A 14,995-nucleotide genomic window follows, 5' to 3' on the forward strand; every position below is an offset into this window, starting at 1 on the left:
CCCGGCCCGACCATGACCGACGAACAGCCCGTCCCACCGCCCCTGGTCCGCGTCACCGATCTTCAGATCCGCCTCGTCGACGGGCCCGTGCTGCTCGCCGGCGCCCACCTCACCCTGCGACCCGGCCGGATCACCGCGCTCACCGGCTCCTCCGGTTCCGGCAAGACCACCCTGCTGCGCGCGCTGCTCGGCGCCCTGCCCGACGGCGCGCAGGTCACCTCCGGCACGGTCGAGGTCCTCGGACACGACGTGCTGGCCCTCCCGCCGTCCCCCCTACGGGAGTTGCGCCGGCGCCGCGTCGGCTACGTCGGCCAGGACCCGGGCTCGGCGCTCAACCCACGGATGCGGGTCCGGCGGCTGGTCGCCGAGGTCGCCGCCGACCCCGGGCCCCGGGCCGTGCGGGAGCTGCTCGCCGAATGCCGGCTGCCGCTCGACGACGGGCTGCCCGACCGCCGCCCCGGTGCCCTGTCGGGCGGCCAGCAGCGCCGCGTCGCGCTCGCCCGGGCGCTCGCCCGCGAGCCCGAAGTGCTGCTCCTGGACGAACCCACCGCGGGCCTCGACCCCGCCCTCCGCGACGAGATCGGCGCGTTGCTGCGCGACCTGGCCGGCAACCGGCACCTGGCGATCGTCCTCGCCTGCCACGACCCCGAACTCGTCGACCGGTACGCCGACGACGTGATCGATCTGACGGGCCCGCCCCCGGCGGCGGCCCCCGCCGCGGAGAGAGCACGGGAGAGCGCCGCGGCGCATCCGGCCCACGACCGGCCGCGCGCTCCCACCACCCCGGTGCGGCTCCCCGCCGCCACCGGCCTCGGCGCGCGCCGCCTCCGCGTCATCCACCGGCGGGGCACCGCGCACCCCGCCCTCACGGACGTCGACTTCACCGCCGCGCCCGGCAGTTCCACAGGGGTGTGCGGGCCCTCCGGCTCCGGCAAGACCACCCTGCTGCGCGTCCTGGCCGGGCTCCAGCGCCCGGACGCGGGGGCGCTGACCCTCGACGGACGGGCGCTGCCGGTCCTCGTCCGCAGACGCTCGCGCGAGGACCGCCGCCGCATCCAACTCGTACCGCAGAACCCGCTCGGCGCCCTCAACCCGGCCCGCACCGTCGGCGCGACGCTGACCCGCCCGCTGCGCCTCCACCGCCGGGCCGCCGGGCCGGAGATCCCCGGCCGGGTGGCCGAACTCCTCGAACGGGTCGGGCTGGCCCCCGACTTCGCCGGCCGCTATCCGCACGAGCTCTCCGGCGGCCAACGCCAACGGGTGGCCGTCGCCCGCGCCCTGGCCCCCGAACCGGACGTGCTGCTCTGCGACGAGATCACCTCGGCGCTCGACCCGGACACCGCCGTGGCGGTGATGGACCTGCTGACCACGATCAGGGCGGACCGCGGTCTGACGCTCGTCGTCGTCAGCCACGACGCCCCGCTCGTCGCGGCGTACACCGACACCGTGTACACCCTGGAGTCCGGGCGGGTGCTCTCGACCGGCCCCGCGAAGAGCATCGCCGGACACCCGGCGGTGGCCCGCGCACCCGGCCCTTGACGACCGCCTCGCCCCCGCGGGGGCAGATCCGCACCGCCCCCGGCGCCTGTCGGGGCGGTGGCTCCCCCCTCCAGCCCGATCGGGGCCGGCTCGCCTCCCCGCCCGATCGGGGGGACCGGCTCACCCCGCTACGTCAGTCAGGAGCCGGCTCGCCCTCGACGCCGATCAACGCCAGCGTGATGTTGTCCGGCGCGCCCGCCTCGATGGCCGCCTTCCACAGCTCGAAGACGGCCCGCCCGCCGTCGTGCGCCCGCAGCACCGCGGCGATCTCCTCCTCCAGGACCGGGTCGGTCAGTCCGTCCGTGCACACCACATACCGACGGCCCTCGGCGAGCGGCACGGTCCGCACGTGCGGGGTGATCGCGTTGAACCGCGCCGCGCCGCCGATCGCCTGGGTCACCAGCGATGTGGTCCGCTGCCCCGGCCGCAGCGGCGGGCTGTCGTCCACGCTCACCTGCCGCAGCCCGTCCCCGTCGGCCTCCAGGACCCGGCTGTCGCCGACGTTGAAGACCAGCAGCGCATCGGGCAGGACGACGGTGCCGGCCACCGTGGTGCCCATCGCCGTCAGCGCCTGATCGCGCTCGGCCGCGGCGTACACCGCGCGGTTGCAGCGGGTCAGGGCCTCCCGCACCGCCTCCTCGCTGTCCAGTGAGGGGCCGAGGGCCGCCAGGTGCGCCACGGTCAGTGCGCTGGCCACCTCGCCGCCCGGTTGCCCGCCGATGCCGTCGGCGACCGCCACCACCAGGGGGCTGCCCATCGGGAACACCAGCATCTGAGGGTTCTCGGTCACCGTGCCGCACAGCGTCCACGGCCCGGCGACCAGACTGTCCTCGTTGTGGTCCCGGATCAGGCCGGTATGGCTGAGCGCCGCCACCGTGATGTACCGCACCGCCGTCTCCATGGCCGTCGCTCCTCGCGGTCGCTCCCCCGCCGGATCCGCCGCGGCACCTCCCGCCTCGCCCCCGGGTCGTGTCCGCACAGTCCCGTCGTGCGCCCGGCGGGCGGGCCGGGCTGTGTCCGCGTGCTCTCGGCGTACCGGGCGCCGGACGGCAGGCCGCACTGTGCGGACACGGCCCAGCCCCTGGCCCGCGGGCTCATCCGGCCCCCGCCCGGCCGCTGAGCGTATGCCGTTGCATCAGCCGGGAGACGTCCTTGGCGGTGATGATCCCCACCAGATGCCCCGCATCCACGACCAGGATCGGCAGCCCGGCCCGCAGCGACAGCTTCTCCAGCGCCTCGGTCAGCAGCTCGTCCGGCGCCGCCACCGCGCAGTGGGACAGCGGCGTCGCCACGTCCCGCACCCGGAGTTCCTCGCGCTGGGCGACCGGTATCGCGGCGAGCCTGCGCAGCTGCGCCATCCCGCTCGGCCGGCCCTCGAAATCCAGCAGCGGGACGGCCGAGTGCCCGGTGTGCACCGCCACCTCCTCGATGAAGCGCTGGACGGTCAACCAGTCCGCCCCGGTCTCCACGGGACTGGACATGGCGTCGACCACCCGTATCCCGTGCAGCGCGGACTGCAGCGTCGCCCGCCGCCGCTCCGCCCCGGCGACGACCATCACGAACAGCCCGATGAACGCCAGCCACAGCCCGCTCGGCATCCCGCGCAGAACGGAGACCCAGCCGACCGCCACCAGCAGCGCGCCCATCACCTGCCCGCCCCGGGACGCCACCAGATCCGCGCGGTCCCGGTCCCCGGTGCGCCACCACAGGAGCGCCTGCACCACCCGGCCCCCGTCCAGGGGTACCGCCGGCAGCAGATTGAACACGCCCAGGATCACATTGGCCCAGCCCAGCCACACCAGGACGACCGCGGGCACCTCCCACAGCGACAACTGGCTCAGCCCGAAGCCGGCCCCCAGCGCGACACCGCCGATGAGGAGACTGGTGAGGGGGCCGCTGACGGCCACCGCGAAGGCCGCGGCCGCGGTCTGCGGCCGTCCCATCCGCGTGATCCCGCCCAGCGCCCACAGAGTGACGTCCTCGACGGATATCTGCTTCCGCCGCGCGATCGCGGCGTGCGCCGTCTCGTGGAGCAGCAGGCTCCCGGTGAGCAACGCGGCTCCGACGACCCCGGCCAGGGCGTAGACGACAGCGGACCGCCCCGGAGTGATCACCGGCAGCGTCTGCCGCCCCAGGCCGTACGCGAACAGCGCCACCAGCAGCGGCACGCTCCAGTGCATGCGCAGCGGCACCCCGACGACGTGTCCGATCCGGACCGAGCCGTTCATCAGCGTCTCCCGCCGGCCCGGGCGGTGCTTGCTCCTGGCGGGGCCGCACGCCCCACGCTCCGCGGACCGCCCGACACCGGACTCACCCCCATTGTCACTCGCCACTCCTCCCCGTCGGATTCCCTGCCGGACGCCGTCCCAGCCGGTCCCGGCCCCGCCGTCGAACTAACCTGGAAGTCGGGAAGTGCGAACGCCGGTAGGTGCGAACGCCTTCACCGAACGCGTACCCCCCTGCGGACGGAGGCGAGGGCCATGGGACGCAGCCATCACTTCCACCTCGACCAGGGTGGCCACTCGATCACCGTGAACGTCGGCCCCGGGCGGGACGGCGAGATAGAGCTCCTCGTCAACGGCAAGGTCGTCGCATACCAGCAGCAGCACGGCACCGGGCTGAACCTCCTCACCGGGGAACTCCCCGACGACCCCGTCCGGATCTTCCGCATACGCGTCCGGGAGCCGCGGCTCGTCCCCACCGCACCCCGCTGCACACTGGAGCTGGACGGGGTGGAACGCCCCATGCCGGAACGCTTCCTCGCCTGACCCCACATCCGCCACCGCCCCACCCGTCACCGACGGGCCGTGGGCCACCGCATCGCGTGTGCGGCCAACTCGCCACCCGCTGCTCCCCCCTTCGCCTCGCGTTCCCACCGCTCCCGCGGCGCTTCCCCTCCCGTCCTGCGCTCCTCTCCCCCTCCGCTTCCGACCTCCCGCTATCGGTCGCCTCCCGTCGTCCCGTGCCTGCTGGGCCCTGTCACCGGCCGCTCACTTGGCCTTGCCCTGCGCTTCCACCAGTTCCTTGAACTGCTGGAGGTCTCTGCGCACGCCCCGCTCGATCGCGACCGCCTGTGCGAACCCCTGCGGCCCGCCGAAGGTCTCCTTGATCGTGCCCGGGTCGTACTCGAACCGGGCCTGGAGCCGGGTGTGCCCCCGGTCGATGGGCAGCAGCGAGAACGTCCCCGCCAGATCGGGGCCGCTCGTGGTCTGCCACGTCATCACGTTCTCCATCTCCCGGTCGACGATCTCGACCTCGAACTCCTGCGCCCGGCCGCCCGCGTCAACGTCCAGGTGCGCCCGCCGCTCACCCTCTGACCGGGCATCCCGGACGCCCTTCAGGAACCGGGGATAGGTCTCCGCACGATGAAGGCAATCCCAGGCGGTTTCGAGGGGAGCACCGATGTCGATGTGTTCTTCGAGAGTGCTCATCGGACACCTCACAGCTTCCTCAACGGCCCCCGTTACGTCTTCCAGGGTCCCCCGCCCGGCGGCCGGCGGCGACCCGAGTGCACACGGCCCACCCGGCCGTTTCCCCACCCGACCGTTCCCCAGCCGGCCCACCGATGTCCGGACCCGGCCTAGGCGGGATCCTGCCCGCACGGTGCGATCGCGAGGATCGCCACGTCGTCGTGGAGGATGCGGGTGTGGCGGGGCAGGTCGACGTTGAGGAAGTCGATGACATCGGCCGGGCCGGGAGCGGACCGGCCCCCGAACCGCTGCCCGAGCCGTTCCAACAGCGGATAGAACGCACCGGTCTGATCGCGGGCCTCGATCAGACCGTCCGTGCAGAGCAGCAGCACATCACCGTGGGCGAAACGGTGTGTGTAGGAGACGGGCGAGTCGGCGGCCAGCCCGCCCAGCCCCAGCGGAAGAGCAGGCGGACCGGTGAGCGGGATCACCTCCCCTGCGGAGATCAGCACCGGTTCGATATGGCCGTGATTGATGATCGTCACCCGGTGGGCCCGGGCGTCGTACTCGATCAGGGCCGCGGTCACGAACAACTCGTCGTCGGGGATCTCCGCCGCCTCGCGGGCCAGCCGCCGTTCCATCCGGGAAGCGACTGCCAGCAGGTCGCCGGGGTCGTAGACCGCCTCGCGGAAGCTGCCGAGGATGTCGGCGACGGTACGAACCGCCTGCAGCCCCTTCCCCCGGACGTCACCGATGATGGCCCGCTCGCCGGCCTGCGTGGCACGGATGTCGTAGAGATCCCCTCCGACCATGGTGCCGACCTCGCCCGAGCGGTAGAGCCCCGCCGCCAGCACGTTGCCGACCCGGTGCGGCACCGGCCGCAGCAGGGTCCGCATCAGGGCCTCGGCGACCGAGTTGACGCGCACCAGGTGCCGCTGCTGACGCTGCCGGTACCAGGCCAGCGCCACGCCCATGATCCCTACGACGATGGTGGAGATATACGTCGCGACATAGTGGTTCCCCCATAACTGATGTGGATTGTGGCCCGTGCAGCACGGGGTTCCCGCGAGCACGCCCTCCAGGCCGACGGCGAAGGCGGTGACACCGGCGACGCCGACCGGGCCGTGGGTGAAGGCGGCGAGCACCGGCACGGCGATCAGCAGGGAGCTCACCGCCCACTGTGTGGGCGTCACGAACTCCACCAGCAGCACGGCCAGGACATAGAGCGCGGGCAGCCAGCGCATCCAGGCGGGGACCCGGGGCGCCTCGAAGCCGTTGTTGTCCACCAGCCCGGAGAGCCGCTGGGCCGCATGGCCGTGGCCCGACGACCTCATGGTGACTGCTCCCGCCGCGCCGCAGGGACCGGACCCGCCAACGCCGTCACCCTCGTCTTCAGCGCCACCGCTCAACGACCCACTTACGCGACCTGTTCACACGGGCTCCCGCCACGGACTCCTGTCAGACCGTGCTCAAGGCCCACAGCCTGACGCCCATGGACAGCCAACCCGACGATTAGGCCATCTGCGGCATGTCACCTCTCTTGGGCGAAGCGCCTCGTGACGCTCCCTGGCGGACCATGCGGTCGCGGTGGCTGCGGTCCTGATCATGATGCCTCCCTGTACGGACAGTTGACCGGGTGTGTCCGGCGCGGCCGCCCGCCGTGCCGGACACCTCTCACTGTCCGCGATCCGCCGCCCGGCGACATCGACCCGAGGGTGGTAACTCGACGTCAACCCCTGCTCGTACGAGGGCGCCGGCCTCATGCCCCAGGTCGACCGACGCCTCGTCCCACTCCCCTGACCTGGCTCTATTCCTCCACGGCTCCACCGACACGGCGGAGGTGCCGGCGGAAGGTGTACTCCGGATCGGCGGCGCGGCGCGCGAGGTAGTCGTCGAAGCCGGTCTGCCGGCGCAGGGTGTCGCCGGCGCGGATCCTGCGGGCCTGCTCGCGCTCGGTCTCCCGGATGGTGCGTGCGGTGTCCAGTACGTCCGCGGCCCGGGTCGCGGGGATGAACAGCACCCCGTCGTCGTCACCGAGGACGAGGTCGTCGGCGGTGACCAGATGGGGCCCGAAGCGAGCGCTCGTCAGAGCGTCGGGCTCCCGCTCGGCGAGCCGGACCGGGCCCGGCGCACAGCGACCGTAGCTGAACACCGGGAGACCGATCTCGACCAGCTCCGGGGTGTCCCGGTGCAGTCCCCAGATGACCACGCCGGCCACTCCCGCGGCCTGCGCCTCGAGGATCAGCAGGTCGCCGACGCACGCCTCGTCCTGGCGGCCGGCGTTGTCGATGACCAGCACGTCGCCGGGCCGGACGTCGGTGAACGCCTCCAGGAAGACATCGACGCTCCCGTAGTGGCGGGCGGGAAGTGCGCGCCCGGCGACCCGCTGGCCGGGAACCACCGTGCCGATGCCGGGCGGGGCCGCGCGCAGCGGTACGCCGAGCCGGACGCAGGCATCGGCCACCAGGGGTGTGGACAGCTCGGCGAAGGTCTTGAGCATGGCGTTCTCCTCCGTTCGGTGCCGTCGCCGCCTCGGAGCGGTCGGCGCGGTCTGCGGCGAACGATGCCACGCTTCCGGCCCGTTCGGGGCCCTCATATGCGGACGGTCAACTACCGCTCCACCAAAGGCGAGTGGCCGAAAACCGCCTTATCGGCATGCCATGCCCGACCTAGCTTTGACTGTGTGACCAGATTCAAAATCTGGTCACAAACGTGGAAGGGGAAGGCACGTGGAACGGGCCGAACGCGGCGAACGGATCCTGCAGGCCGCTGGAGAGCTCCTGCTCGCATGGGGCTACCGGCGCGTGACGATCGACGAGATCGCCCGCCGCGCCAAGGTCGGTAAGGGGACGGTCTACCTGCACTGGAAGACCAAGGACTCCCTACTGCTGGCCGTCGTCCTGCAAGCCAAGATGCGCAGCCTGCAGCAGCAGTTGGGACGGATGCGGGCCGATGCCCGGGCAGTCCTGCCGAGCCGGATGATGCGCGGCTACTACCAGGACTTCCTGGAGGAGCCGGTGCTCCGCGCCCTCTACACCGACGACGTCGACATCCTCGGCCGGCTCAACGACGCCGCCAAGAAGGAATTCGCCGAGATCATCGCGTTCAACGACCAGGTCATGGTGCGCTACCTCGAAGTGCTGCGGGCGCACGGACTGCTGCGCACCGACATCGACCTGTGGCACCAGCAATACATGTTGCTCGCCACGACCGGCGGGTTCTTCATGGCCGAGGCGATGCTGTACGACCGCGCGCCGGACGCTCCGGAGGTGCGCGGCGAGCTCCTCGCCACGACCATCCGCAGCACGTTGGAAATTCCACCGGCGGCATTCCGTACGCCGGATGTCGGGGCCGCGGCCGATGTGGACGCCCCCCGGTGCGCGACCGCGGACGAGGCGATGGCCGCCGCCGCACGCGAGATCATCCCGCTGTACGAGCAGGTGGTGGAGCGCAGCGTCCAGGAGATGCGTCGGCAATTGCGCGACTGAACACCCGGGCGGCACAAGGCCGGTGCCCGGCCGGTGCCCATCGCGCCCCCTTTCACCCCAAGGCTCATTTCACAGGAGACGGAAATGACGGAACTAGCGGAATCCCCCTTCAACCAGAACATCGGCAAACACCCCGGCGAGCCGAACGTGATGGAACCGGCCCTGCTCGCCGACCCGTTCACCGGATACGGCGAGCTGCGCGAGCAGGGGCCGGTGGTCCGTGGCCGGTTCGTGGACGACACACCGGTGTGGTTCATCACCCGCTTCGAGGAGGCCCGGGAAGCGCTGCGCGATCAGCGTTTCGCCAGCGACCCGAAATTCGCCGGAACCGGGAACGGGGAATCGCCGACCAGCCGGATGCTGGAGATGATGGGACTGCCCGAGCGCTATCGGGAATATTTTGCCGGCTTCATCCTCACCATGGACGCCCCCGACCACACCCGGCTCCGGCGGCTTGTCACCCGGGCATTCACCGCCCGCAAGATCACCGATCTGCGGCCCCGGGTGGAGGAAATAGCCGATACCTTGCTGCATCGGCTCCCCGATCACGCGGACAACGGCGTCGTCGACCTCATTCAGCACTTCGCCTATCCGTTGCCCATCACGGTCATCTGCGAACTGGTGGGAATTCCGGAGGCGGACCAGCCGCAGTGGCGCACTTGGAGTTCCCAACTCATCTCCGTACAGCCGGAATCGCTGCGCGTGGCGTTCCCGGCGATGATCGATTACATTCACGAGTTGATCCGGGAACGGCGCGGGGCACTCGCCGACGATCTGCTGAGCGAACTGATCCGGGTGCATGACGACGACGGCAGCCGGCTCAGCGACAGCGAGATGGTCACCATGGTCCTGACCCTTGTCATCGCCGGTCACGAGACCACCGCCCATCTCATCGCCAACGGCACGGCCGCGCTGCTCACCCACCCCGATCAACTGCATCTGCTGAAGTCCGATCCGGAGCTGCTCCCCCGTGCCGTGCACGAGCTGTTGCGCTGGTGCGGTCCGGTGCAGATGACGCGGCTGCGGTACGCCGTCGAGGACGTCGAGCTGGCCGGGGTACGGATCGCGAAGGGCGAGGCCATACTGCCCCTGCTGGTCGCGGCGAACCACGACCCCCGCCACTACGCCGACCCCGCCCGGCTCGACATCACCCGCCAACCGGCGGGCCGGGCCGAGAACCACGTCGGCTTCGGCCACGGCATGCACTACTGCCTGGGGGCCAGCCTGGCCCGCCAGGAGGGCGAAGTCGCCTTCGGCAAGCTGCTCGCGCACTACCCGGACCTGACGCTGGCGGTCGCGCCGGACACCCTCCAGCGGAACCCGCTGCCGGGCAACTGGCAGCTGGCCGCGCTGCCGCTCCGGCTGAACTGACCGAACGGCCCGAGCCGGGCGGGACCTCGCCCCGACAGGGCTCCGCCCGGCAGTGCGGCCCCGGCCCGCCGGGCGACGAACGGCAGGCGGGACCTTGCGGACACGACCTACGGCCCGATGTGGACATGGCCCGCCCAACGGCTCGGCAGCAGGGGTGCGTTGGCGCGGAGGGTGCGTACGGTCTCGTGGAGAGCGTGGGCGGAGGTGGTGCGGGGACTGGTGTGGAAGAGGCGGGCGGCCTCGGTGGGGTCGTCGACGGGCCAGAGGGTCGCGACGACCTGGCTGAAGCCGGCGAGGTGGAAGGCGCCGCCGAGCTGAACGGCCTCGTCGGGGGGACGGCCGGACCGAGCGGTGGCACACGCCGAGAGATAGCAGAACTCGCCGTGGGCGAGGCGGAGTCGGGAGATCTCGGCGACGGTCAGCGGCTGGTCGTGGAGGATCAGATGGCTGCCGTAGGGGCTGGTCGGATCGGCGACCGCGTGGCAGGCGAAGTGGACGTGGGTGCTCGTGGGCAGGGCCGTCAGCACTCGGGCACGGCGAGCATCCGCACCGGTGAACAGGACGGTGTCGGGCCCGTAGTGGTCGGCGGCGACGCGGGCCTCGGTGAGGGCGCCGGCCAGGGGTGCGAAACCGGGGGTGCGGGGCAGCGCCACGACCAGGGGCACCGAGCGCCGGGGGCGCCGGCTCCGGCGGGCGGCCGTGCGGACGGCCGCGGCGAGGGCGGCGACGGTCGGGGTGTAGGAGGGCACCGTCCGGTCCAGCAGGGAGCGTGCGCCGTCCGGGTCGTCGTGGTGGCCGGCGGCGTGCAGCGGGAGCAGGGCCAGGGGGCCGGTGGCGGACAGCCAGATGCGGGGCGGATCGGCGGGGGCCGTGGTGGCGGTGCCGTTGCGGGCGGTGGTGTGGGAGAGGTGGGTGAGGACGGGAGCCGCGGTGGTGTCCCAGAGCCACTCCAGGGTTTCGCGGAGCTGCGCCTGGGCCGTACGGCGGTCCACGGGCGGGGCGCCGGGGGCCTCGGCGGCGCGCAGCGCCTCGGCGAAGCCTGCGGCGCGGATCTCCGCCTCGGTATGCGAGAGCGCGGGCAGCGGTACGGCGGTCACTCCTCCGCTGGTCAGGATCAGCGCGTCGCAGCGCAGCGGACTGGCGTTGACCGTCACCACCGGGCCACCGGCGGCCGCCGGGCGCAGTGCGGCCAGCCGCGGCGGCTTGAGGAAGTCCGCCAGGCCCGGCAGGCGGCGGGCCTCGGCGACCACCGCGTCCCACTGTTCGGCCAGTTGGCAGCGGAGGTCGCCCGGCTCGGTGCGGGCAGTTGCCGGGGCGGTGGTCAGGGCGGTGCGCAGCTTCGCCAGCCGGTCGGCCAGCTGCGGTGCGGCGTCCCGAAGGGCTTCCTCCTCGCCGTGGAGTCCGAATGCACGGGTCAGCAGGATGCCGCGACCCTGTTCGAGGAGTTCCAGGGCTCGCGCGGGGGCGTCGGGGCCGCCCGCCCGGAGGACCGCGGCCGCGGCGTCGGCGGCCAGGCCCTGGCCGTGCCGGGCCGGTCGCGACTCCGGTTCGCTGCCGTGCAGTGGGTGGGGCACCGCCTGCGGCAGCAGGGCGACGGCGCGCGCGTATGCCGCGGCGGCCTCCTGGCGGCGGCCGGTGGCGGTCGCCAGCTCCGCCAGTCCGCGGTGCAGACGGATCAGCTCGCCGGGCGGGCCGGCGGCGTTCCGGGCGGTGGCCTCGGCGAAGGCGTACGCCTCCCGGATGAGCTTGGGTTCCGGCTCGTGGCCCTCGGCGTGCCGTTGGCGTTCCAACAGGGCCCCGGAGAGATGGGAGAGCATGCCCGAGCGGAAGACGCGGTCGGGGTGGGCGGTCTCGATGGCCTCGCGCAGCAGACAGATCGCCTCGTCGAGGGCGTCCGGGCGCCCTTCCCGGCGGGCCCGTTCGCGCAGGCTGCGGGCGAGGTCGTCGAGGTGGCCGGGCCGTTGCGGGTCGTCGGCCGCGCTGACCTCCACGGCTTCGCGGTGGACCGCGATCGCCTCGCGCAGCGCAAGCGGTTCCGGGGGCCGCGATGCGCCCTGGGCAGGGAGGTCGCCCTCGGGGGAGTCGGCGCACAGGTCGTAGAGCGCGTTGCCCAAGTGGGCGAGGGCGAGCGCGAGGTCGGCGGGGTTGCCGCGGCGGGCCCGTCGCTCGTCCGCCGCCTGCCGGTACAGCTCGATGGCGTCGTCCAGCACGTCCACCAGCCCGGTGCGCCGGTACTGGGCGTGCAGCACCTCCGCGTGCGCGACGCACACCCCGTCCCGGCCCGGTGCGGGCAGCGGTTGCGGTTCGCCGCGGACCAGTTGCACCGCCTCGTCCAGCGCGGCACCGTCCCCGCTGACCCGGTGGCGCTTCACCAACAGGCCGGCCAACCGGGCCCGGTGGGACACGGCGTCCGGTGTCCCACCGGGCACGGCCCGTACCGCACCCCGGCTGGCGTCGATCGCCGCGTTGAGGTCCGACGGGGCGCCGCTGACGTCGTGGCGCAACGCCAGGTGCATGGCGAAGTCGTCGAGCCGGGGCGCCAACCGCTCGCTGTCCGGCGGGGTGTGTCGCAGTGCTTCCCTGCCACAGTCGACCGCCTCGTCGATGTCGCGCCGGTCACCGGTGTGCCGGTAGTGGTCGCCGACCACGCGGGCGTGCTGGGCGACCGCGTCGGCCCAACACGCCCCGCCGGCCGGGATGAGCAACAGCAGCTCCCGGCCGAGACGGACCGCTTCGGCCAGGGTGTGGGCGTCACCGGTGGCGCGGTAGCTCCTCTGGAGGGTGACCGTCAGCAGGCGCAACGCCCTTACGCGAACGGCATGGTGGCGGGGTGTCAGTTCGAGGAAGGGCCGGAGGGCCGCCGCGTCCCGTTCCGGTCGGCCGCCGCGTGGATCCAGCCCGCGGATCGCGGTGAGGAAGTCCTCGGAGAGCTCCTCGCGCTGTCGCAGCCCTGCGAGCACCCGGCGGCGCACCTCCCGCGGGACCCGGGGGCCGCTCAAGCGGCGCCCGGACCGCACCGCCTCCAGCACCGCGGCGGCCTCCGGCGGCACCGCGTCCCGCTCCCTGGCGTGGACGCAGGACAGCGGTTCCAAGGACGCCTCCCATTCCGCCTGGTGAGCGCCCTCGGGGCCGGCGACGTACTGCAGCCAGCGGGCCATGCCCACGGCGTGCAGCGCTGCGAGGTCCGAGTACCGGGCGTCGTCCATGCTGATCACCAACCGGGTGACCACCCCCTGCCGCTCCAGCGCCCGCAGCGGGGTGAGGTCGCCGCTGTCGCGGACGACAGCCACGGCTTGCCGTACCGCGAGGAGCAACCCGTCCCGTGAACCGTCCCGTGAGGGATCCCGCGCCGGATCCCGTGAAAGCTCTCGCATCGCGCCCCCGTTGGCCCGAGTATGAGTGACCGGATCTCGCCCCTGCGGTCCCCACGGACATCCTTCCCCGTACGGACCCGACGGCCTCTCCAGGCAGCACAGCATAAGCCTCATCGGGAGGGCAGCCCATGGCGGCGACAAGACCTGTGGACGGCGGGGACGGCCCCGATCCGGCCACCCTCGGCTGCCGACTCGTCGCGCCGATCGGGCGGTGCACGATGACCGCGACGGCGGCGGACAGCCAAGCGGAAGGGTCCGGCCCTGGACGCTGCTGCTGCGGTAGGGCTTGGTCGTTCGGTTGAATTCGCTCATACCCCAACGGTGCCTGGCGAGGCCGGTGTTCAGCGTCGACCCGTGGTTCGGGCTTTCCGGGGCCGGGCGGTCACCCCTGGGTATGGCACTGGACCCCAGGTATGAGATCCGGCTCACACCTCGGTTCAGGCCGCGACGGCGGGCTCGGCGTCCGGGGCACCCTGACAGGCCGGCCGCACGGACAGGTCCGGCTGCGCGGGCAGGCTCCGCGGCTGGGCTGGCAGGTCCGGCGTCCGGGCAGGCAGGTTCGGCTGGGCGCGGAGGTCGGACAGCCGGTCCAGGAGCTGGTCGCGGACCCCGACCAGATCATTGATGCGGGCTTGGAGCAGGGCGAGCCGCTGCTCGAAGACCTCGATCTTGGGGGTGGGGTCGACGCAGGCGTGCGTGCCGGTCAACTCGTCGCGCAGACAGCCGTCGAGCAGCCGCAGATCGTCGGTCGTCAGGCCGGCGGCCAGCAGGAGCCGGATGTTGGCCACGACCCGCACGGCGCTCTCCCCGTAGCTGCGATAGCCGTTGGTGGACCGTTCCGGGCGGAGCAGGCCCTGCTCCTCGTAGTAGCGCAGCGCCCGGGTGGTGACGCCGGTGATGCGGGCGAGTTCCCCGATGCGCATGGTGCTCCCTCCTGGTGGCCGCGGTCAGGAGGAAGCGTAAACCTTGCCGTGGACGTGAAGGTCAAGCCAGGTCGCCGAGCGGGGTGAGGAGGACCACCGGGATGGGCCGCCCGGCGCGCTCCTGGAACGCGGCGAACTGCGGGTCGGCCGCGACCTGCCGGTCCCACAGACGGTCCCGCATCGCCCCCTCGACCTCCGTGGCGAGGGCCCGGAAGACGCGGGTGCCGACCTCCACGGTGACCTCGGGGTGCGCCGTGAGGTTGCGGTACCAGGCGGGCGGGGTGGCCGCGCCCCCGTTGGAAGGGAAGACGGCGAGCCGGCCGTCGGCTTCGGCCAGGTAGCAGGCGGGCGTGGTGCGCGGCAGGCCCGACCTGGCCCCCGTGGTGGTCAGGAGCAGCAAGCGCTGACCCGCGAACGGGCCGCCGACGACACCCCCGTTGGCCCGGAACTCCGCGATGACACGGCGGTTGAAGGCGTTCCCGCCCGCGTTGTCCCCACTGGCACCAGGGGCGGGATCGCGGACGACGGGGGCAATGACGGCGACGGGGGCGCGCTCGACGGCCGGGGCGTCCTGGACGACGGGGGCGTCGTCGACGGCGGGACACCCGTCCACCCTGCTGTGGGTCACTGCCGTGCTGCGTGCCGCTGCCCTGCTACTGGCGGTGTGGGTGTTGCTGGTCGTGTCCATGTTGCTGGTCCTGTTCAGGGTGCCGAGGTGTTCGGTGGTGTGAGCGCACTGGCGGTGCGTGGGACGTCCGAGAGCGGCGTGCGGTCGCGCTCGCCGCGATGCGCACAGCCACCACCCTCGACCTTCACGTCGGCGTGAAGGTCAAGTCGCCACGATGGGCCCGTCCACCCCTCCTCCCCGCCCCCGTAATTGATTGGCGCAA

12 protein-coding genes are annotated in these 14,995 nt (G+C 72.8%); 4 read left to right on the forward strand and 8 right to left on the reverse strand.

Features of this window, described 5'->3' with window-relative positions; all coding sequences use genetic code 11:
- The first annotated feature begins 12 nt into the window (after positions 1 to 12).
- Positions 13 to 1,539 (forward strand): ABC transporter ATP-binding protein, encoded by a 1,527-nt coding sequence (locus JNO44_RS39010; protein ID WP_205368712.1) that lies wholly within the window; start codon positions 13 to 15, stop codon positions 1,537 to 1,539.
- 133 nt (positions 1,540 to 1,672) lie between these two features.
- Here JNO44_RS39010 and JNO44_RS39015 read toward each other — a convergent pair whose 3' ends face one another.
- Together JNO44_RS39015 and JNO44_RS39020 are read right to left on the reverse strand one after the other, a co-directional pair.
- A complete protein-coding gene (locus JNO44_RS39015) occupies positions 1,673 to 2,440 on the reverse strand; it encodes a PP2C family protein-serine/threonine phosphatase (protein WP_205368713.1) in 768 nt (255 codons plus the stop codon).
- Between the two features lie 193 nt (positions 2,441 to 2,633).
- Complete coding sequence (locus JNO44_RS39020; protein ID WP_205368714.1) at positions 2,634 to 3,767, reverse strand: site-2 protease family protein; 1,134 nt, start codon at positions 3,765 to 3,767, stop codon at positions 2,634 to 2,636.
- 252 nt (positions 3,768 to 4,019) lie between these two features.
- Here JNO44_RS39020 and JNO44_RS39025 point away from each other — a divergent pair, with 252 nt between their 5' ends.
- Positions 4,020 to 4,307: a hypothetical protein gene (locus tag JNO44_RS39025; protein ID WP_067344612.1), complete on the forward strand. Its 288-nt coding sequence runs from the start codon at positions 4,020 to 4,022 to the stop codon at positions 4,305 to 4,307.
- A gap of 222 nt (positions 4,308 to 4,529) precedes the next feature.
- On the opposite strand, the gene JNO44_RS39030 is transcribed toward JNO44_RS39025, so the two are convergent.
- The 3 genes from JNO44_RS39030 to JNO44_RS39040 form a co-directional block, all read right to left on the reverse strand.
- Complete coding sequence (locus tag JNO44_RS39030; protein ID WP_205368715.1) at positions 4,530 to 4,970, reverse strand: SRPBCC family protein; 441 nt, start codon at positions 4,968 to 4,970, stop codon at positions 4,530 to 4,532.
- A gap of 149 nt (positions 4,971 to 5,119) precedes the next feature.
- On the reverse strand, positions 5,120 to 6,283 hold the full coding sequence (locus JNO44_RS39035) for a PP2C family protein-serine/threonine phosphatase (RefSeq protein ID WP_240167862.1): 1,164 nt from the start codon (positions 6,281 to 6,283) through the stop codon (positions 5,120 to 5,122).
- A 473-nt stretch (positions 6,284 to 6,756) separates the two neighbouring features.
- The gene (locus JNO44_RS39040; RefSeq protein WP_205368717.1) at positions 6,757 to 7,449 is read right to left on the reverse strand and encodes an RraA family protein; all 693 of its coding nucleotides are present in this window, start codon (positions 7,447 to 7,449) and stop codon (positions 6,757 to 6,759) included.
- 229 nt (positions 7,450 to 7,678) lie between these two features.
- Between JNO44_RS39040 and JNO44_RS39045 the strand changes: the two genes are divergently transcribed.
- Positions 7,679 to 8,437, forward strand: a complete 759-nt coding sequence (locus JNO44_RS39045) for a TetR/AcrR family transcriptional regulator (RefSeq protein ID WP_205368718.1) — start codon at positions 7,679 to 7,681, stop codon at positions 8,435 to 8,437.
- An 84-nt stretch (positions 8,438 to 8,521) separates the two neighbouring features.
- Positions 8,522 to 9,808 (forward strand): cytochrome P450 family protein, encoded by a 1,287-nt coding sequence (locus JNO44_RS39050; RefSeq protein WP_205368719.1) that lies wholly within the window; start codon positions 8,522 to 8,524, stop codon positions 9,806 to 9,808.
- Between the two features lie 107 nt (positions 9,809 to 9,915).
- On the opposite strand, the gene JNO44_RS39055 is transcribed toward JNO44_RS39050, so the two are convergent.
- The 3 genes from JNO44_RS39055 to JNO44_RS39065 all read right to left on the reverse strand — a co-directional run bounded on the left by JNO44_RS39055 (position 9,916) and on the right by JNO44_RS39065 (position 14,793).
- A complete protein-coding gene (locus JNO44_RS39055; protein WP_205368720.1) occupies positions 9,916 to 13,098 on the reverse strand; it encodes a CHAT domain-containing protein in 3,183 nt (1,060 codons plus the stop codon).
- Positions 13,099 to 13,619: 521 nt separating this feature from the next.
- Complete coding sequence (locus JNO44_RS39060; protein ID WP_205368721.1) at positions 13,620 to 14,105, reverse strand: MerR family transcriptional regulator; 486 nt, start codon at positions 14,103 to 14,105, stop codon at positions 13,620 to 13,622.
- Positions 14,106 to 14,166: 61 nt separating this feature from the next.
- Complete coding sequence (locus JNO44_RS39065) at positions 14,167 to 14,793, reverse strand: nitroreductase family deazaflavin-dependent oxidoreductase (protein ID WP_240167863.1); 627 nt, start codon at positions 14,791 to 14,793, stop codon at positions 14,167 to 14,169.
- Between the last annotated feature and the right edge of the window lie 202 nt (positions 14,794 to 14,995).

The sequence above is a fragment of the Streptomyces noursei genome, assembly GCF_016917755.1.
Classification (GTDB): Bacteria; Actinomycetota; Actinomycetes; order Streptomycetales; family Streptomycetaceae; genus Streptomyces; species Streptomyces yunnanensis.